Genomic DNA, 24664 nt, shown 5'->3' with positions numbered 1-24664 from the left:
CAAGTGGATCAGTTCCTCTTGATCTTTTTTAGTTGAAAATCAATGCGTTGCCATGACGAATCATGATGCGCAATTTGAAATTATAAAAGCTACGAAAGCCATATGCATTTCGTTTTAACACTTTGATATGGTTGTTCAGACATTCAAGTGGGCCATTTGAATAACTTTGTTGTAAAGCATTTTTGATTTGTGGCAGAAATTTCTGGAACGTTCTCAAGGTCGTCTGATAGCCTTCGGGAAGCATGATATTATTGGTAAGTAGTTCTTCAAACGATACGTAGTCTCGTTCCTTTACAGCGTAAAGAAAGTCTTGATATAACTGATAGCCTACACGCAAAGCAGGGCTCCCTTTCAGTAAGCGATCCACAATATCGGTCTCTGTTAAATGAGCTTTGAAGCCAGGTCGCCAAAGGCGTCGAGTATAATCAAGCTTGCGTTCATCTTTTTGAAGAAGTTTCCAGTATCTTTTTAATTGCTTACCTAATTGATAGTGTTTTTGTTCTTTGCTTTTTAATAGTTGGTTCGTTTCTTTGATTCGATGATTGCGAAAGGTACGACCAATATGTTGGACGATGTGAAACCGGTCAATAATCAGCTGTGCTTTTGGAAACAGCTTTTTAACGAGCGATACATAAGGAGCGTACATATCAATCACGATCCATTCGACCGCTTCACGAATTTCTCGTGAAAAATGACTAAAATAACGTTTTAAAAAAGGCAGTTGTCGGTTCTCGACAATGTCCAATAAGCGCTGTGTTTGTCCATCCATCATGATGAAACTCATAGCACCTGAAACACCCCGAACTGATTTGAATTCATCAAAACAAAGTACCTTAGGTAACGGTGTCCGAAAAGGATTCAACGGACGATAAAATCGCTTCATAATACGGTAAACAGAAGAGACCGATAGATTTTTCTGAGCGGCGATCTCTGTCATTGAGGTATTTTTTTTCAGACGAGTCACGACAGACCAGCGGACTTTCTCACTGATGAAACAGTGTTTTTTCGCAACAGAAGTATCTGCGACAAAGGTCCGCTGACAAGCTTTGCATTTGAAGCGTTGCTTTTTCAATTCGAGGTAGGTACGGTATTCAGAAACATCGTTCATTAACAACCGGACGGTTGTTGTACCCCAACGCACAATATCTGAAGCAATCTGGTGTTTACAGTGGATGCATTCTTGGGCTGTATAAATCAAGTTTCCACGATAAATATGACAGATTTGCCCTTTGTATTTTTCTTTTGTGAGACAATTTTCGTTAAAAGTAACTGATAAGTCTAGAATATCTAATGTTTCTTTGATAAGGTGAGTGTAAGACATCTTGATTCCTCCTTTTGGGTTGGTTCGCCAAATTAATTCTAAAGGATTTCAAGGTGTCTTTTCTATATGTTTTGGAAAATAAAAAAGATGCTGGTGTCATCCACCAACATCAAAAAGTATAGAGCCTGAAATTAGAGGGAACGCATGTTTGTATGCGTTCCCTCTTTTTTGTTTGTCAAGAACGAAAATCAATTCTCTATTTTTGTAAAATAACAAAAAAATTGTTTAAAGATTTTTAAAGAAAGTAGGAGGATTATTTTATGTCATATACAGGAATTTTGAGTCTCGAAGATATTTGTCACTACGGTAAACGGTGTACCGCTACAGAAAAAATCACGAAGAAACTATCAACTGGCCAAAGTAAAACCGTTGTGCAGTGTAAGAAATATATAATCCAGAAAGACAAAGTCTCAGAGGAAATGATTTATTACGTTGGGAAACAAAAGCAAATAATTTTAAAAGATCCTATCCCTTTAAAAGAGCTATATCCAACAATCAAACATGTTTATGACCAAAACGGTGTACTGATTGGTCGAAGAAAAAATGGAGTCTTGCGTTGTACCGCAAAAGGGATGGGGCGTTTGATCAGCTGAATTGATCATTCTCATAACTTGTATTTTATCGTTTTTCGCTTGCTTGAAAATATTGTCGATACTTCTAAAGGAACTTAGAATCATTAGAAAAATAAGGAGTAGACTTGATCTATCAACAATTCCCTTCTGGGAGTGACGGGGTAGGTTTTTAACGATTGGTAACGTAAAAAATTGGTCAATCGAGTAAATGCCCTTGTTTGGATAATGGTGAAATGAATTTGTGTAAATAATATGCACAGAGTAAACAAGAGGAAATTTAGAAGTTAGACAAGTTTGAATAGCGCCTAGATTAATCATGAGCAGCTACTAAGGGATCTAGGCTTTGACGCAAACTCATGGAATAAGGAGTAGGTCTTCTCGTAATGGGGAGGACGCACAAGAAATTGTGTCGTGTGCTGCAACACATGTAGATACTTGCGAGGACGTTGGTCATTGGACTAATCGAGCATTTACCGATTTCTACTAGGGTTTCTCGTTTCGGACGCCATAAACGAGTCGATATTTTTTATGTATTTTTAAGTGAACGAAAAACGATAAAATATGAACAAGTACTGAATAAAGTGAAAAAATTGATATAAAACATAGAGAAAATGAAATTTACGTAATGGAGGAATGACAAATGAAAAATTATGATCCAAATATGCGATGGGGCACACATACTATTAAGGTTTCTTTCCAACGTTGGGATTACAAAGGATTTGTGACGTTTAGAGGAGGCGGAAATTGTAAAGGATTAGATGTTTTAGTATTAGACGAGGATGATTTATACGATCAAACATTGACTGATAATCCAATTGGATTCGGCTTACTACCTGAAGATGATAAAGGCAATGAATGGTTTAAAATGACGCTTACGAATGATAATGGAGACGAATTATCTGTTGAAGATACTTGGTCATATTTGAGTGATTATATTGTCAGCGTTGAAATCATTGATTTTGTAGCGGATAAAAAAGAATAAAAACTGGAGGAATAGATTATGAAATTTTTCAAAGTAAAATCACCATACTATTATGCGTTAATCGCAGCAAAGAATGAAGAAGAATGTGCAGAATTGTATGAACAAGTAATAACAGATATAGAGGATCACGAAGAATTTATTCGATGTTTGCATGAGTTAAATAGAAATGAAGCAATACAAAAGAATGCGAAAACAATAAGTGAAGAAACGTTACAACCGATTGGTATGGAGGAAGCTACAAAAGACATTTTTACAATTATTGATGAACAAAAATCTTGTGTATTAAGCATTATTCAACTATTGGAGTTGTTGTTGAAAAAAGCAGAGACAATCTCGTTTTTGTGACAGAAATTCAAACGGGCAGAGCTTTTGTCGTCACAGACAAAGCGGCAAAAGCTTATCAAAGTGGCGATATTTTAACGTTAAATCTGACTACGAAGACGTTCGTCGATGCGGCAGAAGATTATCCATTTGTTTAGGAGGAAACGGACATGGCAGAAGAAAAAGAACCACTAGACAATACCCGATGTTTCCCAAAAAAGAATTGGCTGGATATCAAATAATCCCAATGGATATAAGCAATGGTTTCGAGAACAAACAGAAACATACGAAAGAAACTATTCTGATGTGGCTGGGAGAAGTTTGGTAGCTTCTATCGAGGAATTACCGGAGGATAGTGCTTCCAATATGATGAGGAACGTCATTAAAATTTTAAAGAGATTGAGAGATGTATATTTTTCAAGATCTAGAGCAGAAGGAAAACCATCTTCGATTGTCATAACTACTATTGTTGCTAGAATAGCAAACAAGTATACTTTTTCTTCGGATGAATTTACTTTATTAAAGCAAGTAGTAGGGGAACTTAAGCAGCTTGAGGGATTTACTAAAGGAAAAACTATAGAATCAAGTTTGGACTGGATAGGCTACAATTAACTAGACAGAAAAATTAAGGTGTGTAGACTAGAAGAAAACATACCAGGAGGAATTTTTATGTCTAAGAGAACACGAAGAACTTTTTCACAAGAATTCAAGCAACAAATCGTCAATCTTTACTTAGCTGGAAAGCCACGTGTAGAAATCATTCGAGAATATGAACTAACGGCTTCAGCATTTGACAAATGGGTAAAGCAATCTAAAACGAGTGGTTCATTCAAAGAAAAAGATAATCTTACGCCTGAACAAAAAGAATTGTTAGAACTACGTAAAAGAAACCAGCAATTAGAAATGGAAAATGATATTTTAAAGCAAGCAGCGCTGATATTCGGACGAAGAGACAAGTAATCGATGCGAATAAGCATCTTTACCCTATATCAGCGATGTGCAGAATATTAGGTCTATCACGTCAGTCCTATTATTATCAATCAAAACCAAAGAAAGACGAATCAGAACTTGAAGAAGTAGTCGCTGAAGAATTTATCCGCAGCCGAAAGGCCTACGGCTCAAGAAAAATAAAAAAAGCCTTATCAAAACGAGGCATTCAGATCAGCCGACGAAAAATTAGTAGAATCATGAAAAATAGAGGATTAAAATCGAGCTATACTGTTGCTTATTTTAAAGTACATCATTCTACTTGCAATGAAGCCAAAACGACAAACGTATTGAATCGTAAATTCTTAAGAGACAACCCATTAGAAGCGATCGTAACAGACTTGACTTATGTACGAGTCGGGAAAAAATGGAATTATGTCTGTTTCATTTTGGATCTGTTCAATCGAGAAATTCTCGGCTATTCTTGTGGAGAACATAAAGATGCCGTTCTAGTAAAAAAAGCATTTAGCCGTATCAAACAACCTCTGACAGAGGTTGAGATTTTTCATACTGATCGTGGAAAAGAGTTTGATAACCAAGCTATTGATGAATTATTAACAACTTTTGACATCAATCGATCATTGAGTCATAAAGGCTGTCCTTTTGATAATGCCGTAGCTGAATCAACTTATAAGTCGTTGAAAGTAGAATTTGTCTATCAATACACATTTGAAACCTTACAACAATTGGATTTGGAGTTATTTGACTATGTCAATTGGTGGAACCACCTTCGGTTGCACGGTACACTTGGCTACGAGACACCGGTTGGTTACCGTAACCAGAGATTGGCGCAGCGAATCCTTGATAATGAGCTCGGATGTGCTAACGCTAGCGAGGCAGTCTAACTTTAACTGTTAGCTCCTGCCGAAGATCGTCACATCCGAGGAGGCTCATTGTCAAGGACAATCGGAATAGCATACGGAAAGAAGTTCTGCACCTTATAAAATTTGTCAAAAAAACTGTTGCCATTCCACTGCCTAGCTCGCCTAATTGCGAGAAGTCTCTGCGGATCGTTGCAGAAGGAATTTGGGTGATTTCGCTGAACTCATTTGATTTGATTCTACTTATGCCTGAGTCATCCAGCATCTTCAAGTAGCGTAAATATAAAGGTAATCTTTTCGCAGTTGCTTTTGGCAGTGTATCTGTTTTTTCTCGCATAACGACGCTCCTTGTTAATAATTTCACATATTTAGTGTAACATGTTTCTAACCCGGGAGCAAGGTTACAAGTAGGAAGGAAAAGGGTGTGAGACAAATAAAACGGAACTGTGACAAAAGTCTTGTGTAGTGACCCCCAAAAGTTAGACTTTTTTGGAGTGGAGAAATCCACTCCTTTTTTCATGCTCTAAAATGATATTTTTACACAACCGTTACGGTTGTTTTACGAAATTGGACGGGACTTTGCCAGTTTAATTTCTGTTTTATCCGTTCATTATTGTAGTAATAGATATAGCTATCGATGGCTGATTTTAATTCCTCGAAACAGTTATAAACTTTCCCGTGAAAAATCTCTTGTTTTAATAAGCCAAAAAAATTCTCCATAAGTGAATTATCTAAGCAGTTCCCTTTCCGAGACATGCTTTGAAAGATTTTGTACTCCTTCAATTTGTTTCTATAAGCTTTCATTTGATACGCCCAACCTTGATCTGAGTGAAACGTACGACGATAGGGACAATCGTTAGTGGTCTGGATAGCTTCCTCCAAACCTTCCATTACCGCTAATGCATTGGGCTTTTCAGAGATACGATAGGATAAAATCTCACTATTGAACATATCCATAAAAGGATCTATATAAATTGAGTTAAATTGTATTCGTTTTTCCTCCTATAGGCGTATACTAAAGAAAACACTTGAGGAGTGGGGAACATGGAAACAGAACGCCAAATCCGTGAATTGGAAAAAGCGATGAATACGACAGACAACCGCCGGTTGTACGAGCGTTTCCTGGCAGTCAAGTTGGTTCTTGAAGGCCACACCCGGAAAGAAGCCGGGCACACCATCGGCCCCGACGAGCATACTGTCAGCCACTATGTGAAAAACTACTGCCATAATGGAATCCAAGGTTTAGTCTCCAAAAAACAAAGCGGACGACCTTCACGGCTGACAGATGAACAGGAAGCGGAACTGGTCCAAATCGTCGCCTACCACACTCCGGAGGAAGTAGGTTTCAAATCCCGTGCCAATTGGACATTGGCGATTGTGTGTGACCTGATTCTCCGGGAATGGAGTTATGGATATACGCAAAAAGGCGTGGCGGACCTCCTTCACCGGCTAGGACTAAGCTGGACCCGTCCGACGTATACCCTCAAAAAAGCGGATTCCAAGAAACAACAGGTATTTTTGGAAGAAACCTTCCCGAGCCTAAAAAAAATTGCTGAATAGCGATATTGACCACCTCCTATTCGAGGACGAAACCATGATCCGGGATTACCAAGCCATTGGCTGCACCTGGTTTCTCCGCGGCCACCAGCGAAAAATCCCCACTTATGGACAACACAAAGGGGTAAAATTGATAGGCACCTTGGATTATGAAACCGGTCGGATCATTTGTACAGAAGAAGGGGCATACGACGCAGCGGCCTTCCTCCGTTTTCTGGAGCGGACGTTGCGGGAATACCCCACCGGAAAAATCGTGATGGTATTGGATAATGCCCTTATCCACCACGCCAAGCTGATCCAGTCTTTTCTTGAAGAAAACGCTAGGCGCCTGGCACTCATCTTCCTCCCTCCCTACAGCCCTCAGTTGAACCTAATGGAAGGCGTTTGGAAGTGGCTCAAGGAATCGGTCATCAACAATGTTTTTTTTGACCACGTCCAGAAAATCAAACAGTCGGTCCGCGGTTTCTTAGCCGATGTAAACGAGCGTCCCCTTGTGGTGATTGACCGACTGTGCGTGCGGATGTAAAGTATTTAATTCAACCTATATAGATACAATTTCTTTTGACGGATAATGCCTTTGGCATCCACTTCATGGTATTTAAATTCAGTTGTATCCGTCGTGATTTTCTGATGGCAGATACTGGTGTAGAAACGACGATGGATCCGATTTTTGGCTACTTACTGCTCCGACTTGTCCTCGATAAGAATTGTAGCGCCGTGATTTACGTGTGTATGCCGTTACTTTTATTCCTAGCTTCTTGATCAGGCGCTGAACTTTCTTTTTATTGATAGAGAAACCGCGGTTTCTTAGTTCATTGGTCATCCGTAAACAGCCATAATCCTTGTGCTTCTCCCGAATTTTAAGCATTTCCGCTTCAATCTCTTGATCTGGATTTTTACGGTCCAATCGTTTTTGCCAGTACATAAAGGTTGCCTTAGGGAACTTTAAAGTTTCTAGAAGCTCAACTAATTTAAACGGTCCTCGGAGGCTTGCGATGATTCGTGCGATTGCTTCATTCGTCGTTGTTGGGCTTCCTGTTTTCGCAGCTTCCTCAATTCTTTTAAAAAGGCATTTTCAATTTGAAGGGAACGGACTCGTTTCTCCAACTCCTCGATGCGTTCACGTTCTTCAGACGTTGCTTTAGTTGTAGATTTTTTCTTATTTTTGGGTTCATTTTTCTTAGACAAGATAGGTGGACATCCTTTCGTTTTTGAGAGTCCATCGATCCCACCCTCACGGAATTGATGCATCCAACTAGCGATCAAATTAGGGTTGTTCATGTTAAGTGTGTTGGCAACTTCACGATAGGACAGCTCACTTGTTAGATATAACTCTATCGCATCCAGCTTAAATTGAACAGAATATTTTTTCTTTTGTCGCTTTCTTACTAGACCCTCTTCACCAAATTCTTGATAGGCATTGATCCAGCGCTTCACTTGTGATGGAGCCTTAATGGAATACTTCTTTGCCAGATAATCACTTCCGCCTTTGCCATCCAAATAATCATGAACGATCTTTAATTTAAGTTCAAAAGTATACTTAGCCATAAAAAATACCGACCTCCAAAAGTTAGATTTTTTGGTCTAACTTTTGGGGGTCGGTACATTGTCGCAGTTCCTTTTTCCGAATAAACGGTGTTCCAGAAGTAACTTCTTCGGAAATAAGCCGAAATTTCACAAAAATTTGAAAAGCAATTTTCGTAAATTCCTTCTTATTTCTTGAAGCTGCCCACTTCTGTCACAACCTCGCTATTTCATGGGAAATTCTCTTTTTTATATCATTTATCAACTGTAGCTTGATCTCTAAATAAAATTTTATTTTTCAGTTAGTAAAAAAGAACTGGCTTTTCCATAACTTCTTGATAAATGGTATTCAATCAGCTAATCTTCGACATTAGTTCAAAAACGGTAAAATACATGGAGCTAATTTTTCGTTTTGTTTCTCTAATACTCTGGTCAAAACACTATTTTCACAACCTCTTATAGCAATTCTGAAAATTCTTCAGTTTTTTCATTAGACGATTCTGCTTGTATCTCTTCCATCTTCAAGCCAGTTAGTGCTCGTTGGATCATTTCATCTATTGCTAAACGCTCTTCATATTGATGGACCTTTTCCAGTTGAGGGCGTGTTTTTGGCTGTGGAGGAGCAAAAATCGTACAGCAGTCTTCAAAAGGCTGGATAGAAAGATTAAATGTATCGATCTGTTCTGCTACTTCAATGATTTCAAGTTTATCCATTGTCGCTACAGGCCGAATGATTGGCGTATTCGTTACTTCATTGATAGCCACCATACTTTGCAAGGTTTGCGAAGCCACTTGACCTAATGATTCACCATTCAAAATGACTAAACCATGACGAATACGGCGAATTTCATCGGTCAAACGCAACATCATTCGACGAGTAATTGTCATCCAATATCCTTGTGGCACTGACTTTTTGATTTCTTCTTGAATCTCGGTAAATGGCACTTCGATAAAATGGATCGTTCCCACATAAGGTGCTAGTTTGGCTGTTAGATCTTTTGCCTTTTGCAGTGCTTGTTCACTTGTATACGGCGGACTAGCAAAATGAACAGCTTCAATTTCCACTCCCCGCTTCATGGCAAAGTACCCTGCTACAGGAGAATCAATCCCCCCAGAAAGCATAAGCATTCCTTTTCCGCTTGTTCCTACGGGCAATCCTCCAGCTCCCTTGATCGTTTCATACGATAGATAAGCACCATCACGCCGAATCTCTACACGTAATGGAATATCTGGTTGACGCATTTGAACTTGGATATGCGGGAAAATATCAAAAACAGCATTACCTAATGTTTGATTCAATTCATTACTTGTCAATTCAAATTGGTGATCGCTTCTTTTAGCGATAATTTTAAATGTTTCTTTCCCAGTATAAATTTCTTTCATGATGTCTTGAACAGCTTGTTTCAAAACTTCGACATCTTTTTCTACACGAATACTTGGAGAAAAATTTTGGATCCCAAATATTTTTGCTAGTTTTGGAATAACTAGCTGCCCGTCTGCGCCATTCAATAAAAGATGCATCCGGTCCCGATCAGCATGGATTTTGATTTCTGGAAAGTCTTTCAAAGCTTGTCTGACATTTTGTGCTAGTTGCATGATAAAGCTTTTTCGATTCTTTCCTTTTGTCGAAAGTTCCCCATAACGGACCATAATTTCACTGTATTTCACAAGAACACTCCTCTTTTAATTGATTGCAGAAAATTTCTTATAAAGCTGCTTGAAAATAATCATAAATTGCTCGACTTCTGCAAGCGAATTGTTTTCATCTAAGCTGATTCGAACAGCAGATGTAGCCAGATCATTTGGTACATGCATTGCGTGCAATGTACTGCTTGCCATATGTTTACGTGAGGAGCAGGCACTAGTAGTAGAAACAAATATTTGTTTTTCTTCTAAGGCATGGACGAGAACTTCGCCGCGAATTCCTTTTAGAGCAAAACATAAAATATGCGGTGCATAGTCAGTTCCTTCTGAAAAAATCGTCACTTTCTCATACGTCTTCAACGCATTGATTAGAGCTACTTTTAAGCGTTGTGTCTGCTCAGGTTTTTGTTCCTTTATCTCTAATGATAAACGTAAAGCTTTAGCCATAGCCACAATACCTGGAACATTTTCTGTCCCACTTCGCTGATTTCTTTCTTGCCCTCCACCTGTCAGTAATGGTGCTAAACGACGACCCTTTTTCCAATAAATGAAACCAGTTCCCCGTGGGCCATGGAATTTATGAGCTGAAAATGTTGCAAAATCAACTCTTTCTGTCAACCATTGCGAGAATGGTACTTTTCCAATCGCCTGAACAGCATCTACATGGAAATGAATTTTAGGAAAATCATCCAAAAGATCACTGATTTCCTGGATGGGCTGAATCGATCCTACTTCATTATTCACAGCCATAACAGAGACTAATACTGTCTCTTTTCTTATTAATTCTTTCAATTCGTCGACACGTACAAATCCGCGTTTATCCACTGGGGCGATACTTACTTCGATTCCTAATTCTTTTAATTGTTCTGCTGTCTCGCTGACGGCCGGATGTTCGACTCCTGAAATGATCATATGATTCCCATATTCTCTTTTTTCGATCATCGTTCCTTTTAATACCCAGTTATCTCCTTCTGTTCCGCCTGAAGTAAAATAGATTTCTTCTGGTTCTACATGGATCAAATCAGCGATCTGCTTTCTTGCTTGCTGCAACAACCGGTTAGCTTGATTGCCTAAATCATGCAAGCTTGATGGATTCCCAATAATCCGCTGACTGGTTTTTACATATGCATCTAAGCTTTGCGGAAAGATTGGGGTTGTTGCACTGTTATCAAAATATATCATAAGAAACCCCTCTTTTTTGAAATTCTTTTCTATTATAACGGTTGTCCAAGGTGCTTTCAAGAGCAGGTGAAATTTTCACTTGTTTCAATTTTCAAATATACAAAAAAAGACAAAAACAAGACAATAATCCGTCTTGCTCTTGTTGGTTTACTAACTTTTTTGGCTCTATACTTTTTGATGTTGGTGGATGACACCAGCATCTTTTTTATTTTCCAAAACATATAGAAAAGACACCTTGAAATCCTTTAGAATTAATTTGGAGAACCAACCCAAAAGGAGGAATCAAGATGTCTTACACTCACCTTATCAAAGAAACATTAGATATTCTAGACTTATCAGTTACTTTTAACGAAAATTGTCTCACAAAAGAAAAATACAAAGGGCAAATCTGTCATATTTATCGTGGAAACTTGATTTATACAGCCCAAGAATGCATCCACTGTAAACACCAGATTGCTTCAGATATTGTGCGTTGGGGTACAACAACCGTCCGGTTGTTAATGAACGATGTTTCTGAATACCGTACCTACCTCGAATTGAAAAAGCAACGCTTCAAATGCAAAGCTTGTCAGCGGACCTTTGTCGCAGATACTTCTGTTGCGAAAAAACACTGTTTCATCAGTGAGAAAGTCCGCTGGTCTGTCGTGACTCGTCTGAAAAAAAATACCTCAATGACAGAGATCGCCGCTCAGAAAAATCTATCGGTCTCTTCTGTTTACCGTATTATGAAGCGATTTTATCGTCCGTTGAATCCTTTTCGGACACCGTTACCTAAGGTACTTTGTTTTGATGAATTCAAATCAGTTCGGGGTGTTTCAGGTGCTATGAGTTTCATCATGATGGATGGACAAACACAGCGCTTATTGGACATTGTCGAGAACCGACAACTGCCTTTTTTAAAACGTTATTTTAGTCATTTTTCACGAGAAATTCGTGAAGCGGTCGAATGGATCGTGATTGATATGTACGCTCCTTATGTATCGCTCGTTAAAAAGCTGTTTCCAAAAGCACAGCTGATTATTGACCGGTTTCACATCGTCCAACATATTGGTCGTACCTTTCGCAATCATCGAATCAAAGAAACGAACCAACTATTAAAAAGCAAAGAACAAAAACACTATCAATTAGGTAAGCAATTAAAAAGATACTGGAAACTTCTTCAAAAAGATGAACGCAAGCTTGATTATACTCGACGCCTTTGGCGACCTGGCTTCAAAGCTCATTTAACAGAGACCGATATTGTGGATCGCTTACTGAAAGGGAGCCCTGCTTTGCGTGTAGGCTATCAGTTATATCAAGACTTTCTTTACGCTGTAAAGGAACGAGACTACGTATCGTTTGAAGAACTACTTACCAATAATATCATGCTTCCCGAAGGCTATCAGACGACCTTGAGAACGTTCCAGAAATTTCTGCCACAAATCAAAAATGCTTTACAACAAAGTTATTCAAATGGCCCACTTGAATGTCTGAACAACCATATCAAAGTGTTAAAACGAAATGCATATGGCTTTCGTAGCTTTTATAATTTCAAATTGCGCATCATGATTCGTCATGGCAACGCATTGATTTTCAACTAAAAAAGATCAAGAGGAACTGATCCACTTGATCTCCAATTATTCTAAGATTTCTCTTTACCAACATCATTTTACAAAGAGCCCCAATATAAATCTCCTCTTATATAAAGTTATTTATGAACACTGATTTAAGCTAAGCTGCCGATATCACAATCTCATCATCCACTAAATCAGCCTTCAAGTTTTTGACATCTAAGTGGTCAAGGTAGAAATCCGTTACCTTATCACGAATTTGTCGTTCAATTACTCGCCGTAATGGCCGCGCACCCATTGCTTCATCATAGCCTTGTTCCATCAGCCAATCTTTAGCCGCTTTAGTTACCTCAAGTTTGATGGATTTTTTGGCTAAAGTTTTTTGTACATCCGCCAACATCAAATCGACAATTTGACTTAAGTCTTGCTTAGTCAGATGTGAAAATTCCACGATTCCATTAAAACGGTTCAGAAATTCTGGGCGGAAAAATGGTGCTAACTTATCCATTAATGACTGATCTCGTTGCTTGTCACCACTTAATGCTTCATTACCAAAGCCAGCATTAGAAGTAGCAATAATAATCGTATTTTTGAAATTAATGACATTGCCTTGTCCATCCGTTAAGCGCCCATCATCCATCACTTGTAACAGTAACGTTAATACTTGTGGATGAGCCTTTTCAATTTCATCTAATAATACAATGGAATATGGATTACGCCGAACCCGTTCAGTTAGAGTATTAGCATTATCTTCATAGCCTACGTATCCAGCCGAGGTACCAATTAATTTCGACACAGCTGTACGATCAGCATATTCACTCATATCTAGCCGAATAATCGCATTTTCATTTCCAAACATATCTAAGGCTAATTGCTTAGCTAATTCAGTCTTTCCTACGCCAGTTGGGCCCACAAACAGAAAACTTCCAATCGGCTGATCACCCTCTGAAAAGCCCGCACGGTTACGCCGAATTGCTCTTGCTACCATTTCAACCGCTTCATCTTGACCGATTACCTTACTTTTCAGACGCTTATCAAGATTTTTCAAGCGCTCAATATCATTAGCGCCCATATCAGAAACTGGTATACCAGTTAAACGTTCAACCGATTGTGCCACATCATCAATCGTGGCAGTGATTTTTTCTTTTTGATCCGTTTCTTTAATCTTTTGCTTGGTTTCCTCGATCGACTTCTTGATATCAGCGGCTTTTGTAAAGTCCTCCGCTTTAATGGCGGCCTCCTTAGCTGCCTCTAATTTTTTAAGGCGTTGATCCAATGTCTCAACATCAGTTTGCGAATTTTTAGCCGCTAAATGAGCCGCAGTCATGTCGATCAAATCGATAGCTTTATCTGGCAAAGTGCGTTGTGGTATATATTGGATTGAATAATCCACAGCCGCCTTCAAAACATCATCTGGTAATACAACATGATGATGTTTTTCGTACAGCTCTTTAACACCTTGTAATATACGTAAAGTGTCAGCGGCCGTCGGTTCATTAATCACAACATCATTGAATCGCCGTGCCAAAGCCGCATTTTTCAAAATAGTATTGCGATATTCATCTTGAGTCGTAGCCCCGATTACACTCAGCTCGCCACGTGACAAAGCAGGTTTAATGATATCAGCCAATCCTTTGCCACCATCTTCACCACCAGTGGCACCCGTGCCGAGAATCTGATGAATTTCATCGAAGAATAGAATAATATTACCAGCTGCTTTAACTTCCTCTACCAGCTGTTTAATATTTTCTTCAAAAGAACCGCGATATTGAGTTCCCGCTTCCAAAGACGATAAATCAATCGAATAGATTTCTTTATCTTGAATCGTTTCTGGAACTTTACCAGCCACAATTGCTTGTGCCAGACCTTCGACGACTGCAGTTTTACCTACACCGGCATCACCAACTAAGATTGCATTATTTTTCGTTCTACGACTCAAAATTTCTGCAGTTTCTTGAATCTCATTCTCACGTCCAATCACTGGATCTAGTAATCCATCACGAGCCTGTTCCGTCAAATTAGTCCCTAATTTTTCTAAAATCCCTCCTTTTTTAACAGCCTGTTGACCATCTTTAGATACTTCTATTGTTTTATTATTTTGGGGTAGCTTACCAGTTGCTCGGTATTGAGCAAACTCATCCGGTGTCAACGATTGTCCATTAACTAAATACCGTGCACGCTTCGAATTTTGATTATCCATGCGCCGAAATAATTGATTGAAAACATCATCCATATCATTGTTGAAAAAAGGATCATTTCCGTAGAAATTTGCCATATTACCACACCTCCATAAAAATTTATATGTGTAACTTAGTGACCATAATATCCTTTAAAACTATAACTGAATTGTATCACAATTTTTATGTATCGCTAAGTAAAGTGCTTATAGAATCAATTAGAAATAATTAGGATAATTTTGTTTAAACAATAGTAAAGAAGTGTTAAGCGTATCAGACTAAGACTTTGCTTTTTCGTGGGCTTCGATTGCCAGAACGTCCTTTGAAACTTCGTTCAATTCATTACCTCATTTCTTTTATTATTTATGATACGGATTAAAGCGTACTCTTTGCCCAAAAAAATATTGTTAATAGGAACTTGATACAGATTAGACAGCTCATTTAAAAGAGAAAATGGAATATCAGAACTATCTTTTTCATATTTGGACAACGTTTGAAAATGCACATCAGCAGCTTTAGCGGCTTTTTTACTAGTGAATCCAGCATTAACGCGCGCTGCCTTTAACGACATAGCAGATTATTTTGGCGTATTGAAGTCTACGATTGATCCGCGGTATGGCGAGATACCGAAAAATTTAATACCTGTTAAAAAATATAGACAGATTCCTGTTTTGGGAGAAATTGCTTGTGGAGATCCTATTTTAGCTGAAGAAAATATTGAAGAATATAGAGAAGAGATAGACGAAAACTTGCCCACTGGTGAAGTCTTTTATTTAAAAATCAAAGGTAATAGCATGGTTCCTACAATCCCTTCTGATAGTTACGTGTTGATTCGAAGACAACCAGTTGTGGAAGATGGAGAAATTGCAGCAGTTATAGTAAACGGCGACTCTGAAGCGACTCTCAAAAGAGTTAAACATGTTAATGATGTTGTAATGCTAATGCCCGATAATAATGATTATCATCCTTATATCATTGATGAAAATAATCCAGCAAGAATTTTAGGTAAAGCGGTAAAAGTAAGTTTTGACCTATAAAAAATACCCCATTCGCAGTTGGAGCTGCGGCTAGGGTTCTCATTTCAGAGACTGTGTATATTATTATATCAGAGATGGGGATGAAAAATGAAAATATTGTACGAATATTATTACTTTCAATAGGCGCTTTTCTTGTATTTATAGGTTTATTTGGTGGAATCATAGCAAGTGGAGATTTTTTATCAGGTGGATTTTCTGTCGTGGTAGGAATTCTTTTCTTGAGTTTTTCTCATAAAATGAAAGAAATCATCAAAGAACAAACGATAGAAAAAAATGAAGATGCTACTATTCAAAACCCTGATAAAGAAAACGTTATCGAAAACAAAATAGATATTGATGATTTGATTAAAAAATCAGTAAATATAACCGGTCCTACCCCTCCCTCGAAATCAAAAAAAGCAGATAAAAAGAGTCCAACTTACATTAAAGCTCGTAAACTGGTTGATGATTACGTCGTAATAGATTTCGAAACCACTGGATTAAGTCCGTTGGATAGCGAAATTATCCAAATTGGTGCTATAAAATATGAATCAAACGAAGAAATTGATCGCATATATCAAAATATTAAACCATTTAGATCAAACATCTCTAAAAGAATAACTAAGATAATTGGATTAGAATTAGAAGATGTCGTAAATATGCCCAAATTTGAAGACTTTTCACCTCAGCTAATGTCGTTCATTAGTTGTTATACTCTTGTCGCTCATAACGCACCTTTTGATTTAAAGTTTTTGCTGCATCAATTAAATGAAAATAATATTGAATTAAATCAACGAATCCGTGTAATTGATACTTTACCTTTAGCACGAAGACATTTCGAAACTCCGAATCACAAACTAATAACTTTAAAAGATTATCTCAATTTAGATAATAATTCACACGATGCTTTAGAAGACTGTTTAGTTACAAACAAAGTTTATCAATACATTAAACACGAAAGCAATAAAATAGTACAAGTCTCAAATTAGTAGATTAATACACTTGTTTTTTAGAATTATAAATAACTCATAAAAAATATTTTGACTTTCAAAATCACTTTTGCTACCAGAAGTTGAGGCGAAGTGTTTTAAGCATAGTTGTACCCTAGTTTGACCGTTAAAAATAAATAACGATCGCTAGAGTGCAACTATGTTTGTTTGCGCTACCGTCAGCGTCGGCTTGGCCTCTCACATCCATTACCGTCGGGATTATCTCCGTTACATGCCCTTACAAAATACGCCCTGTAAGCATTGCATGAAACCACCGTGCATTTGCACCGTATTTCCGCCCTAGCCGTTCAAATCGGTCGCTACCACCATTCAGAAGCACGTGCGGTAATGGTTACACGTTGCTGTCTCCTAGCATTAGTTATTGCAGCGGCTAATGCTTAACCTTTCTACTTTATCGATAATTTAATATCAGGCAGCTTGGCTCCTACCTCTGATACTATTCGTATGTCTTACAAACAGTATCGTACCAAGCTTTATATTAGTTTTATATAGAGTTTTAAAGGTGTCTGCTTGTACACTTGTACACCATTTTTTGAATGTTACTCATCTGTGGCATACTGTAAAAAAATAGTACACCAACGGAGTAGACAACTGTGGGAAAGGTTCTTTCATCTGCAAACTTTAAAGGCGGAGTCGGTAAAACCAGCACGACTGCTCTTGTCGGATATAATTTGGCTAAAGTCGGCAAAAGAGTATTAATGATTGATTTGGATGCTCAAGCAAATTTGACTTCTTTAATGTTTAAAACAAGTTCTAATGACAATGAAATTACAACAATCGACAAATCTCTTATGAGAGGTATTACAGAAAATATTGAACCTGATAAATTAGCATTAGTAATCAAAGAAAATCTCTACTTAATACCCAACGCTGTAGATTTTTCAGTTTATCCAAGATATTTAGAAAAGAACTTTAATGCTGAGATTGATCGAGTGAAGTACTTAAAAGAATATATAAAGCCTTTGATTTCAAAATTTGATTATATATTTTTAGATGTACCGCCAACTTTGTCACTTCTTAATGACACTGCTTTCTATGCTTGCGATCAGATTATTGTTGTCCTTCAAACGCAAGAAAGAAGTTTGACTGGTGCAGAGGTATTTATTCAATATTTGCAAAACACTTTAATTGACGAATTCAATGCCAGTTGTGATGTTTTAGGTATACTTCCAGTGTTAAGCAAACGGAATGCACGTGTAGACGAAGAAATACTAGAATTGGCTACAGAAGAATTTGGTGAAGAATATATATTTGATCATAAAATTTCTTTAATGGAGCGAGTTAAGCGTATGGACATGACTGGCATCACAGATAATCCTAAAGATCCGCACGATAAAAAGGTGCATAGTATTTTACTTTGGTAGGGGAAGAAATATTAGAGAGGATTGATGGCTAATGGGAATGCTGAATCAGAGTAATAAAAAGAAATTGGAACGGAAGCCTAATCCTGTTATAAATCAACAAATAGATCGGAATGAATTAAATATTGGCAGGATACTTTCCAATTCGGAATCCGAACCTTCTAAATTAGGAATAAGAAGCACGACTGAACGCGCTACTATAAAAGTAGATAATCACGTTCGAAATATGCTGACATCTCTAGTAAATATCGGAATGTTTGATTCTCAAAAAGATGCTGTTGAAAAAATGTGCTTTTCAACGCTAGATAGCTTATCTGACGACGAACGAAAAAGACTTGATTTTATTTTAGATTCTTTAGAGCTAAAAGATTATAACAAACAACAACGTGCAAAAAAGATTTAAAAGGAGGAACGGGCTGATGGATAAAGAAGCTACATTGATAGCGCAAGCCAAAAAGTTGAGTTTAGATTTATATGAAATTTTTAATCAATTAAACGAGGAACGAGATATAGAAAAAGATACTACTAAACATTCTGTAGTTATTGCTGCAAATAATTACAGTCCGACAGAAACAACTTTAAAAATTGACATTAGACTTAGAGATCAAATTAATGCACTTAGTTTGATTGGTTGTGGGAATACTCAAAAAGAGACTGTAGCGTTGTTGATTCAGAATGTGCTGGATTCTATGACAGAAGATGAACGAAGAAAATTTAACGTTCAGTATCAAGTTTTAGAGGATAAGACGATAAAGCAAGCTAAAAAGAGTAAGGCAAAGTAATATTTTTGTTATCTGAATCAAGTTAATGCTAATAAATTTCACAATCTTAAAAATTCAAAAAACAAAGGAACACAAGAGGTAGTTAACTAAACCAATTTATTTTCACAAAGTATCAACTGAAAACTGTTGGTATAAGTGGTACTTGGTAGTATAGTATATATCTTATGTAAACTAATATTTATATTTAAATTATTTTAAGAAAACATTAGTATTTTAAAGCTTTTCAGATTAAAATATACTTGAGGCTTAATAGTATTGTCCCTAGTAAAAAAAATGGAGGTAATATAATGGCAAATATCAAGTATATTGGAAATGATACAAAGACGTTAGAAAAAGGTAAAATTCATAGGAAGGACGGAAATCAAACCGGCTGTGGAGCGAAAATTGATGATAATCCACAAGATTGGCAGTCTACAACAGCTTCTATCACTTGTGAAAAAAGAGGTTGTAGATAAAATCACCTTTATATACAAGTTGAAAATAATGTAAGTGCTATACCACAATTTTGACAATCGCGAATTGTAAAATTAAGTTAGAAAAATAAAAAGGCATTTATGGTACACTCAAATTGTATTTCCGACGAAAGAAAACAAAGGAGTGTAACCATAAATGACCTACAAACATCTTACCATAGACGAACTGACAATGATAGAATCATATTATCTTCAACATAATAAGCCGGTTGAAATCGCTAACCGAATGGGACGTGCTATACAAACTATTTATAATGTAGTCAATAAGTTCAAGCAAGGTAAGACTGCTCTTGATTATTGGCACCAGTATAAAGAAAAAATGTGGTAGAAAAGTCATTCAATTACCTGCTCATGAAGTAGATTACATTAAAGAGAAAGTCACTCTTGGTTGGACGCCTGACGTCATTATCGGGCGAAAAGAAAGACCTGTTTCATGCGGTATGAGAACACTTTATCGTTTATTTTCTAAAGGAATATTTGATATTGACACACTACCGATGAAAGGTAAAAGAAAACCCAATGGCCATCAGGAAAAACGGGGAAAACAACAGTATCAGCGCTCAATCCATGATCGACCTGATAATTATCCTGATTTCAATTTAGTTGAAAGATTATCTAAAGTCATTATCACGATTAAACCCAACGGCCGTAAGGCATTAGATATTGAAACTGCCCTTAATCAATGGTTTTCTCGCTTCCCTAAAAACTTCTTTAAATCTATTACGTTTGACTGTGGAAAAGAATTTTCTAACTGGAAAGCCATTAGTAACCAACATGATATTGATATATATTTTGCGGACCCTGGAACACCTTCTCAACGCCCATTAAACGAGAATTCTAACGGGATTCTGCGTCGTAATGGACTGCCGAAATCAATGGATTTTAGAGAAGTGAATCAGACATTTATTTCCAGTGTCAGCAATCAACGTAATCATATTCCAAGAAAATCATTGAATTACAGAACACCAATCGAAATATTTTTGAGCTATGTACAAGAAGCATTTTATTCTAGCTTAATTTGACAAATCATAAATATTAAAAACCTTAAAATGTAAGCGATAACTTAGTTGTTAAAAATTTAGCTATCACTCCTTAGAAAGTGATAGCTAAATTTAATGGATTTTTCAATTATTTAAACGTAAATCGTTCATTTATAATTTTGGTTACGTTTGATTTAGTTAGAAAATAAATCCACGATGGGGTTCACTCCGGAAATTTGTCTTTTCATATACATTAGATTTTGCGACTCTTTCAAATCCTCTTCACTCTTAGACGAACTAATCCTGATATTCAAGGCCTTGTTTAACTCATTATTTCTAAATAGTTTTTGTATGGTTATGATTATTTTTTTTGTTAAGCTAGACATCAGAAGGAATAACGTCTTCATGTATTCGCTTATCGACAAGTCTTTAAAAACAAATAGCGAAATAATAAAAATAACCACAAATATACCGACTAATTTTGAGTTTATGTGTTCGTCATAAGTAATACTTTCTAACATTGCATTTTTTATTGCTTCTTGTTCTTCAGTTTCCTCATTAACAACTTCATACCAATTCTTAACTCCTCTTGGATTTTCATTACCAGTATTTTTCATTTGTATTTCAAATTTTTCTTTATTTCTTATTCTTATTTTTTCAGTGTCCGTGAATGTTTTTTCTGTGATCTCATCAGTCCATCCAAATACATATTCATCAAAAACTTGTTTGAATGTTGCCCCTGCAGCAGTATACTTAGCAATATAATTATCTAATAGGAAAGTTAATAAGAACCATATGATCAATAATAAATCTGTAAAGAACGAGTCAGGCCATAGAAATTTGATGCCTATTGTAACAATTAACCCTATCCAATATAAATTATCTAATGTTTCTGCTTTGTTATAACAGATTCTTGCTGCTACTTGGCATCGCAATGCGGCATCACTATTTTGTCTAAAATAGATTGAATTCATATCTGTCCCCTTACCTTCATTAACAGCTCTAAATCTTTCTTTGACTGTTCAAATAATAAGCGAGAAGCTGACAGCTTCTTTAGTATATTATAATGACAATACTTAAACTTTTTATTTGATCCGCAAGGACATTTTAAGTTTTTGTCCTTAGTTTTTACTGGGATTAAAGCTAATAAACCTACAATGACAGGTAAATTATGGACGGAAAATATATTCCGATAGCTTTCTAAGATCCCAATATCACCATGGCTTCTTTCCACCAAAGGCATAATATCATACCTATATAGGTTGAATTAAATACTTTACATCCGCACGCACAGTCGGTCAATCACCACAAGGGGACGCTCGTTTACATCGGCTAAGAAACCGCGGACCGACTGTTTGATTTTCTGGACGTGGTCAAAAAAAACATTGTTGATGACCGATTCCTTGAGCCACTTCCAAACGCCTTCCATTAGGTTCAACTGAGGGCTGTAGGGAGGGAGGAAGATGAGTGCCAGGCGCCTAGCGTTTTCTTCAAGAAAAGACTGGATCAGCTTGGCGTGGTGGATAAGGGCATTATCCAATACCATCACGATTTTTCCGGTGGGGTATTCCCGCAACGTCCGCTCCAGAAAACGGAGGAAGGCCGCTGCGTCGTATGCCCCTTCTTCTGTACAAATGATCCGACCGGTTTCATAATCCAAGGTGCCTATCAATTTTACCCCTTTGTGTTGTCCATAAGTGGGGATTTTTCGCTGGTGGCCGCGGAGAAACCAGGTGCAGCCAATGGCTTGGTAATCCCGGATCATGGTTTCGTCCTCGAATAGGAGGTGGTCAATATCGCTATTCAGCAATTTTTTTTAGGCTCGGGAAGGTTTCTTCCAAAAATACCTGTTGTTTCTTGGAATCCGCTTTTTTGAGGGTATACGTCGGACGGGTCCAGCTTAGTCCTAGCCGGTGAAGGAGGTCCGCCACGCCTTTTTGCGTATATCCATAACTCCATTCCCGGAGAATCAGGTCACACACAATCGCCAATGTCCAATTGGCACGGGATTTGAAACCTACTTCCTCCGGAGTGTGGTAGGCGACGATTTGGACCAGTTCCGCTTCCTGTTCATCTGTCAGCCGTGAAGGTCGTCCGCTTTGTTTTTTGGAGACTAAACCTTGGATTCCATTATGGCAGTAGTTTTTCACATAGTGGCTGACAGTATGCTCGTCGGGGCCGATGGTGTGCCCGGCTTCTTTCCGGGTGTGGCCTTCAAGAACCAACTTGACTGCCAGGAAACGCTCGTACAACCGGCGGTTGTCTGTCGTATTCATCGCTTTTTCCAATTCACGGATTTGGCGTTCTGTTTCCATGTTCCCCACTCCTCAAGTGTTTTCTTTAGTATACGCCTATAGGAGGAAAAACGAATACAATTTAACTCAATTTATATAGTAAAATATTCATAAATAGTTAAAAAATCTAAAATCATAGCAAAATATATACTTAAACTATAATCAGGAATTAGTCTTAACCTTAAATCCATTTCTGTTCCTAAACAAAATGAATTGTTAGAGTCGGAGAATAAATGGTGGTATGAAATTATTTTTTTCACCATATTCATAGCATTTAGGCAAGGTATGAGGATAATCATTTGGGATTAAAACTGCAATTTTATAGTTTAATAGAAACTTCGCATCGTTTATTTGACTAGTGCAACATATAGATAAAATAAATTCAATATGTTTTTTTTCTTCCTCAAAATTTATCAATTCAATTCCAGGCATTTTTTGGATTTGTTCGTATATATATTCCTTAGTTAACTTCATTATCTGCCCCAAGGACTTATTTTTAGAGGGTTAACTTTATAAACAGCCTCTGTAACATTGGTGTCCCTTAAATTAAAAGAATTATAAAGCATTTCTCTTTTTAAACTGTCACTCATTTCCATTGACCCCTGATTGTTAATCATGTTGTCCAAATCATTAACCCATTTAAAAAAATTCTTAGCAGCATTGCTATTTTCATTCCAAGAACTTAAAATATTATCTAAGCCGTTTGCTGGATTCTTAAGAGACCAAGTTTTTCCCTCTAATGATATTATTTCAGCAATTCTGTACCCATTGTCCTGGAATGGCAACAGTTTTTTTGACAAATTTTATAAGGTGCAGAACTTCTTTCCGTATGCTATTCCGATTGTCCTTGACAATGAGCCTCCTCGGATGTGACGATCTTCGGCAGGAGCTAACAGTTAAAGTTAGACTGCCTCGCTAGCGTTAGCACATCCGAGCTCATTATCAAGGATTCGCTGCGCCAATCTCTGGTTACGGTAACCAACCGGTGTCTCGTAGCCAAGTGTACCGTGCAACCGAAGGTGGTTCCACCAATTGACATAGTCAAATAACTCCAAATCCAATTGTTGTAAGGTTTCAAATGTGTATTGATAGACAAATTCTACTTTCAACGACTTATAAGTTGATTCAGCTACGGCATTATCAAAAGGACAGCCTTTATGACTCAATGATCGATTGATGTCAAAAGTTGTTAATAATTCATCAATAGCTTGGTTATCAAACTCTTTTCCACGATCAGTATGAAAAATCTCAACCTCTGTCAGAGGTTGTTTGATACGGCTAAATGCTTTTTTTACTAGAACGGCATCTTTATGTTCTCCACAAGAATAGCCGAGAATTTCTCGATTGAACAGATCCAAAATGAAACAGACATAATTCCATTTTTTCCCGACTCGTACATAAGTCAAGTCTGTTACGATCGCTTCTAATGGGTTGTCTCTTAAGAATTTACGATTCAATACGTTTGTCGTTTTGGCTTCATTGCAAGTAGAATGATGTACTTTAAAATAAGCAACAGTATAGCTCGATTTTAATCCTCTATTTTTCATGATTCTACTAATTTTTCGTCGGCTGATCTGAATGCCTCGTTTTGATAAGGCTTTTTTTATTTTTCTTGAGCCGTAGGCCTTTCGGCTGCGGATAAATTCTTCAGCGACTACTTCTTCAAGTTCTGATTCGTCTTTCTTTGGTTTTGATTGATAATAATAGGACTGACGTGATAGACCTAATATTCTGCACATCGCTGATATAGGGTAAAGATGCTTATTCGCATCGATTACTTGTCTCTTCGTCCGAATATCAGCGCTGCTTGCTTTAAAATATCATTTTCCATTTCTAATTGCTGGTTTCTTTTACGTAGTTCTAACAATTCTTTTTGTTCAGGCGTAAGATTATCTTTTTCTTTGAATGAACCACTCGTTTTAGATTGCTTTACCCATTTGTCAAATGCTGAAGCCGTTAGTTCATATTCTCGAATGATTTCTACACGTGGCTTTCCAGCTAAGTAAAGATTGACGATTTGTTGCTTGAATTCTTGTGAAAAAGTTCTTCGTGTTCTCTTAGACATAAAAATTCCTCCTGGTATGTTTTCTTCTAGTCTACACACCTTAAT

General features: G+C 37.2%; 24 protein-coding genes and 5 pseudogenes. 16 read left to right on the top strand and 13 right to left on the bottom strand.

Annotated elements, in window-relative coordinates; all coding sequences use genetic code 11:
• Positions 1 to 28: 28 nt before the first annotated feature.
• Complete coding sequence (locus MKX69_RS09670; protein ID WP_000122610.1) at positions 29 to 1321, bottom strand: ISL3-like element IS1251 family transposase; 1293 nt, start codon at positions 1319 to 1321, stop codon at positions 29 to 31.
• Positions 1322 to 1581: 260 nt separating this feature from the next.
• Here MKX69_RS09670 and traE point away from each other — a divergent pair, with 260 nt between their 5' ends.
• The 6 genes from traE to MKX69_RS09640 all read left to right on the top strand — a co-directional run bounded on the left by traE (position 1582) and on the right by MKX69_RS09640 (position 5028).
• Positions 1582 to 1914, top strand: a complete 333-nt coding sequence (gene traE / locus MKX69_RS09665; protein ID WP_002332844.1) for a type IV conjugative transfer system protein TraE — start codon at positions 1582 to 1584, stop codon at positions 1912 to 1914.
• Positions 1915 to 2533: 619 nt separating this feature from the next.
• On the top strand, positions 2534 to 2875 hold the full coding sequence (locus MKX69_RS09660) for a DUF5406 family protein (RefSeq protein ID WP_341009982.1): 342 nt from the start codon (positions 2534 to 2536) through the stop codon (positions 2873 to 2875).
• An 18-nt stretch (positions 2876 to 2893) separates the two neighbouring features.
• Positions 2894 to 3220 (top strand): hypothetical protein, encoded by a 327-nt coding sequence (locus MKX69_RS09655; RefSeq protein ID WP_341009981.1) that lies wholly within the window; start codon positions 2894 to 2896, stop codon positions 3218 to 3220.
• Positions 3157 to 3354, top strand: coding sequence for a hypothetical protein (locus MKX69_RS09650; RefSeq protein ID WP_341010539.1), 198 nt, complete (start codon positions 3157 to 3159; stop codon positions 3352 to 3354). The genes MKX69_RS09655 and MKX69_RS09650 overlap by 64 nt, the downstream gene beginning before the upstream one ends.
• Positions 3355 to 3517: 163 nt before the next feature.
• The gene (locus tag MKX69_RS09645; protein WP_341009980.1) at positions 3518 to 3808 is read left to right on the top strand and encodes a hypothetical protein; all 291 of its coding nucleotides are present in this window, start codon (positions 3518 to 3520) and stop codon (positions 3806 to 3808) included.
• Between the two features lie 57 nt (positions 3809 to 3865).
• A protein-coding gene (locus MKX69_RS09640) for an IS3 family transposase (RefSeq protein ID WP_086956687.1) occupies positions 3866 to 5028 on the top strand; the annotation gives its coding sequence in 2 pieces (ribosomal slippage) (positions 3866 to 4142 and positions 4142 to 5028; 1164 coding nt in all).
• 130 nt (positions 5029 to 5158) lie between these two features.
• Here the strand turns inward: MKX69_RS09640 and MKX69_RS09635 are convergent.
• Positions 5159 to 5341, bottom strand: a pseudogene (locus tag MKX69_RS09635) (winged-helix domain-containing protein); the annotation flags it as partial.
• Between the two features lie 200 nt (positions 5342 to 5541).
• Positions 5542 to 5976, bottom strand: a pseudogene (locus MKX69_RS09630) (transposase); the annotation flags it as partial.
• Positions 5977 to 6048: 72 nt separating this feature from the next.
• Between MKX69_RS09630 and MKX69_RS09625 the strand changes: the two are divergent.
• Positions 6049 to 7087, top strand: a protein-coding gene (locus tag MKX69_RS09625; RefSeq protein WP_142434254.1) for an IS630 family transposase whose coding sequence is annotated in 2 segments (ribosomal slippage) — positions 6049 to 6546 and positions 6548 to 7087 — 1038 coding nt in all. Because the reading frame shifts where the segments join, the coding sequence is not laid out codon by codon here.
• A gap of 20 nt (positions 7088 to 7107) precedes the next feature.
• On the opposite strand, the pseudogene MKX69_RS09620 reads toward MKX69_RS09625, so the two are convergent.
• The 3 genes and pseudogenes from MKX69_RS09620 to MKX69_RS09610 form a co-directional block, all read right to left on the bottom strand.
• Positions 7108 to 8109: pseudogene (locus MKX69_RS09620) on the bottom strand (helix-turn-helix domain-containing protein); the annotation flags it as partial.
• A 432-nt stretch (positions 8110 to 8541) separates the two neighbouring features.
• Positions 8542 to 9753 (bottom strand): tRNA uracil 4-sulfurtransferase ThiI, encoded by a 1212-nt coding sequence (thiI, locus tag MKX69_RS09615; protein WP_341009979.1) that lies wholly within the window; start codon positions 9751 to 9753, stop codon positions 8542 to 8544.
• Between the two features lie 15 nt (positions 9754 to 9768).
• Entirely contained in the window at positions 9769 to 10911 is a 1143-nt protein-coding gene (locus MKX69_RS09610) for a cysteine desulfurase family protein (protein ID WP_002294077.1), read from the bottom strand.
• A gap of 287 nt (positions 10912 to 11198) precedes the next feature.
• On the opposite strand from MKX69_RS09610, the gene MKX69_RS09605 reads away from it, so the two are divergent.
• Positions 11199 to 12491 (top strand): ISL3-like element IS1251 family transposase, encoded by a 1293-nt coding sequence (locus tag MKX69_RS09605; protein WP_000122610.1) that lies wholly within the window; start codon positions 11199 to 11201, stop codon positions 12489 to 12491.
• Positions 12492 to 12621: 130 nt separating this feature from the next.
• Here the strand turns inward: MKX69_RS09605 and clpL are convergent, their stop codons facing one another.
• Entirely contained in the window at positions 12622 to 14736 is a 2115-nt protein-coding gene (gene clpL, locus MKX69_RS09600; protein WP_341009978.1) for an ATP-dependent protease ClpL, read from the bottom strand.
• A 236-nt stretch (positions 14737 to 14972) separates the two neighbouring features.
• Positions 14973 to 15209 (bottom strand): helix-turn-helix transcriptional regulator, encoded by a 237-nt coding sequence (locus MKX69_RS09595; RefSeq protein WP_073461081.1) that lies wholly within the window; start codon positions 15207 to 15209, stop codon positions 14973 to 14975.
• On the opposite strand from MKX69_RS09595, the gene MKX69_RS09590 reads away from it, so the two are divergent.
• The 8 genes and pseudogenes from MKX69_RS09590 (at position 15172) to MKX69_RS09555 (ending at position 20302) form a co-directional block, all read left to right on the top strand.
• On the top strand, positions 15172 to 15675 hold the full coding sequence (locus tag MKX69_RS09590) for a LexA family protein (RefSeq protein ID WP_002339862.1): 504 nt from the start codon (positions 15172 to 15174) through the stop codon (positions 15673 to 15675). The genes MKX69_RS09595 and MKX69_RS09590 overlap by 38 nt on opposite strands.
• Positions 15676 to 15755: 80 nt before the next feature.
• Positions 15756 to 16643: a 3'-5' exonuclease gene (locus tag MKX69_RS09585; protein WP_341009977.1), complete on the top strand. Its 888-nt coding sequence runs from the start codon at positions 15756 to 15758 to the stop codon at positions 16641 to 16643.
• Between the two features lie 276 nt (positions 16644 to 16919).
• A complete protein-coding gene (locus tag MKX69_RS09580; RefSeq protein WP_341009976.1) occupies positions 16920 to 17045 on the top strand; it encodes a hypothetical protein in 126 nt (41 codons plus the stop codon).
• Between the two features lie 212 nt (positions 17046 to 17257).
• Positions 17258 to 18060 (top strand): annotated as a pseudogene (locus MKX69_RS09575) (ParA family protein).
• Positions 18060 to 18428 (top strand): DUF5388 domain-containing protein, encoded by a 369-nt coding sequence (locus tag MKX69_RS09570; protein WP_341009975.1) that lies wholly within the window; start codon positions 18060 to 18062, stop codon positions 18426 to 18428. Before MKX69_RS09575 ends, MKX69_RS09570 begins: the two are co-directional and overlap by 1 nt.
• Positions 18429 to 18444: 16 nt before the next feature.
• Positions 18445 to 18807 (top strand): DUF5388 domain-containing protein, encoded by a 363-nt coding sequence (locus MKX69_RS09565; RefSeq protein ID WP_341009974.1) that lies wholly within the window; start codon positions 18445 to 18447, stop codon positions 18805 to 18807.
• Between the two features lie 287 nt (positions 18808 to 19094).
• Positions 19095 to 19262 carry a hypothetical protein gene (locus MKX69_RS09560; protein WP_341009973.1) on the top strand — a complete coding sequence of 56 codons (168 nt, stop codon included), beginning with the start codon at positions 19095 to 19097 and terminating at the stop codon, positions 19260 to 19262.
• A 154-nt stretch (positions 19263 to 19416) separates the two neighbouring features.
• A pseudogene (locus tag MKX69_RS09555) lies at positions 19417 to 20302 on the top strand (IS30 family transposase).
• A 152-nt stretch (positions 20303 to 20454) separates the two neighbouring features.
• Here the strand turns inward: MKX69_RS09555 and MKX69_RS09550 are convergent.
• The 5 genes from MKX69_RS09550 to MKX69_RS09535 all read right to left on the bottom strand — a co-directional run bounded on the left by MKX69_RS09550 (position 20455) and on the right by MKX69_RS09535 (position 24619).
• Entirely contained in the window at positions 20455 to 21234 is a 780-nt protein-coding gene (locus MKX69_RS09550) for an S-4TM family putative pore-forming effector (RefSeq protein ID WP_341009972.1), read from the bottom strand.
• On the bottom strand, positions 21231 to 21503 hold the full coding sequence (locus MKX69_RS14090) for an SEC-C metal-binding domain-containing protein (protein ID WP_445666853.1): 273 nt from the start codon (positions 21501 to 21503) through the stop codon (positions 21231 to 21233). Before MKX69_RS14090 ends, MKX69_RS09550 begins: the two co-directional genes overlap by 4 nt.
• A 33-nt stretch (positions 21504 to 21536) precedes the next feature.
• A protein-coding gene (locus tag MKX69_RS09545; protein WP_142434254.1) for an IS630 family transposase occupies positions 21537 to 22575 on the bottom strand; the annotation gives its coding sequence in 2 pieces (ribosomal slippage) (positions 21537 to 22076 and positions 22078 to 22575; 1038 coding nt in all).
• Positions 22576 to 23027: 452 nt separating this feature from the next.
• A complete protein-coding gene (locus tag MKX69_RS09540; protein ID WP_341009971.1) occupies positions 23028 to 23354 on the bottom strand; it encodes a hypothetical protein in 327 nt (108 codons plus the stop codon).
• 102 nt (positions 23355 to 23456) lie between these two features.
• Positions 23457 to 24619, bottom strand: a protein-coding gene (locus tag MKX69_RS09535; RefSeq protein WP_086956687.1) for an IS3 family transposase whose coding sequence is annotated in 2 segments (ribosomal slippage) — positions 23457 to 24343 and positions 24343 to 24619 — 1164 coding nt in all. Because the reading frame shifts where the segments join, the coding sequence is not laid out codon by codon here.
• Positions 24620 to 24664 lie beyond the last annotated feature (45 nt).

The sequence above is a fragment of the Enterococcus sp. FSL R5-0957 genome, from assembly GCF_038008005.1.
Taxonomy (GTDB): Bacteria; Bacillota; Bacilli; order Lactobacillales; family Enterococcaceae; genus Enterococcus_B; species Enterococcus_B faecium.
The sequence above is the reverse complement of the archived record's forward strand: the minus strand, read 5'-3'. Positions and strand labels throughout refer to the sequence as shown.

Bases quoted from the DNA above. Each gene is read 5' to 3' on its own strand.
- MKX69_RS09565 (WP_341009974.1), top strand. From the start codon at position 18,445: ATGGATAAAGAAGCTACATTGATAGCGCAAGCCAAAAAGTTGAGTTTA.
- traE (WP_002332844.1), top strand. From the start codon at position 1,582: ATGTCATATACAGGAATTTTGAGTCTCGAAGATATTTGTCACTACGGT.
- MKX69_RS09660 (WP_341009982.1), top strand. From the start codon at position 2,534: ATGAAAAATTATGATCCAAATATGCGATGGGGCACACATACTATTAAG.
- MKX69_RS09570 (WP_341009975.1), top strand. From the start codon at position 18,060: ATGGGAATGCTGAATCAGAGTAATAAAAAGAAATTGGAACGGAAGCCT.
- MKX69_RS09585 (WP_341009977.1), top strand. From the start codon at position 15,756: ATGAAAAATGAAAATATTGTACGAATATTATTACTTTCAATAGGCGCT.
- MKX69_RS09550 (WP_341009972.1), bottom strand. From the start codon at position 21,234: ATGAATTCAATCTATTTTAGACAAAATAGTGATGCCGCATTGCGATGC.
- MKX69_RS09655 (WP_341009981.1), top strand. From the start codon at position 2,894: ATGAAATTTTTCAAAGTAAAATCACCATACTATTATGCGTTAATCGCA.
- MKX69_RS14090 (WP_445666853.1), bottom strand. From the start codon at position 21,503: ATGCCTTTGGTGGAAAGAAGCCATGGTGATATTGGGATCTTAGAAAGC.
- MKX69_RS09610 (WP_002294077.1), bottom strand. From the start codon at position 10,911: ATGATATATTTTGATAACAGTGCAACAACCCCAATCTTTCCGCAAAGC.
- MKX69_RS09560 (WP_341009973.1), top strand. From the start codon at position 19,095: ATGGCAAATATCAAGTATATTGGAAATGATACAAAGACGTTAGAAAAA.
- MKX69_RS09670 (WP_000122610.1), bottom strand. From the start codon at position 1,321: ATGTCTTACACTCACCTTATCAAAGAAACATTAGATATTCTAGACTTA.
- MKX69_RS09605 (WP_000122610.1), top strand. From the start codon at position 11,199: ATGTCTTACACTCACCTTATCAAAGAAACATTAGATATTCTAGACTTA.
- MKX69_RS09595 (WP_073461081.1), bottom strand. From the start codon at position 15,209: ATGTCGTTAAAGGCAGCGCGCGTTAATGCTGGATTCACTAGTAAAAAA.
- clpL (WP_341009978.1), bottom strand. From the start codon at position 14,736: ATGGCAAATTTCTACGGAAATGATCCTTTTTTCAACAATGATATGGAT.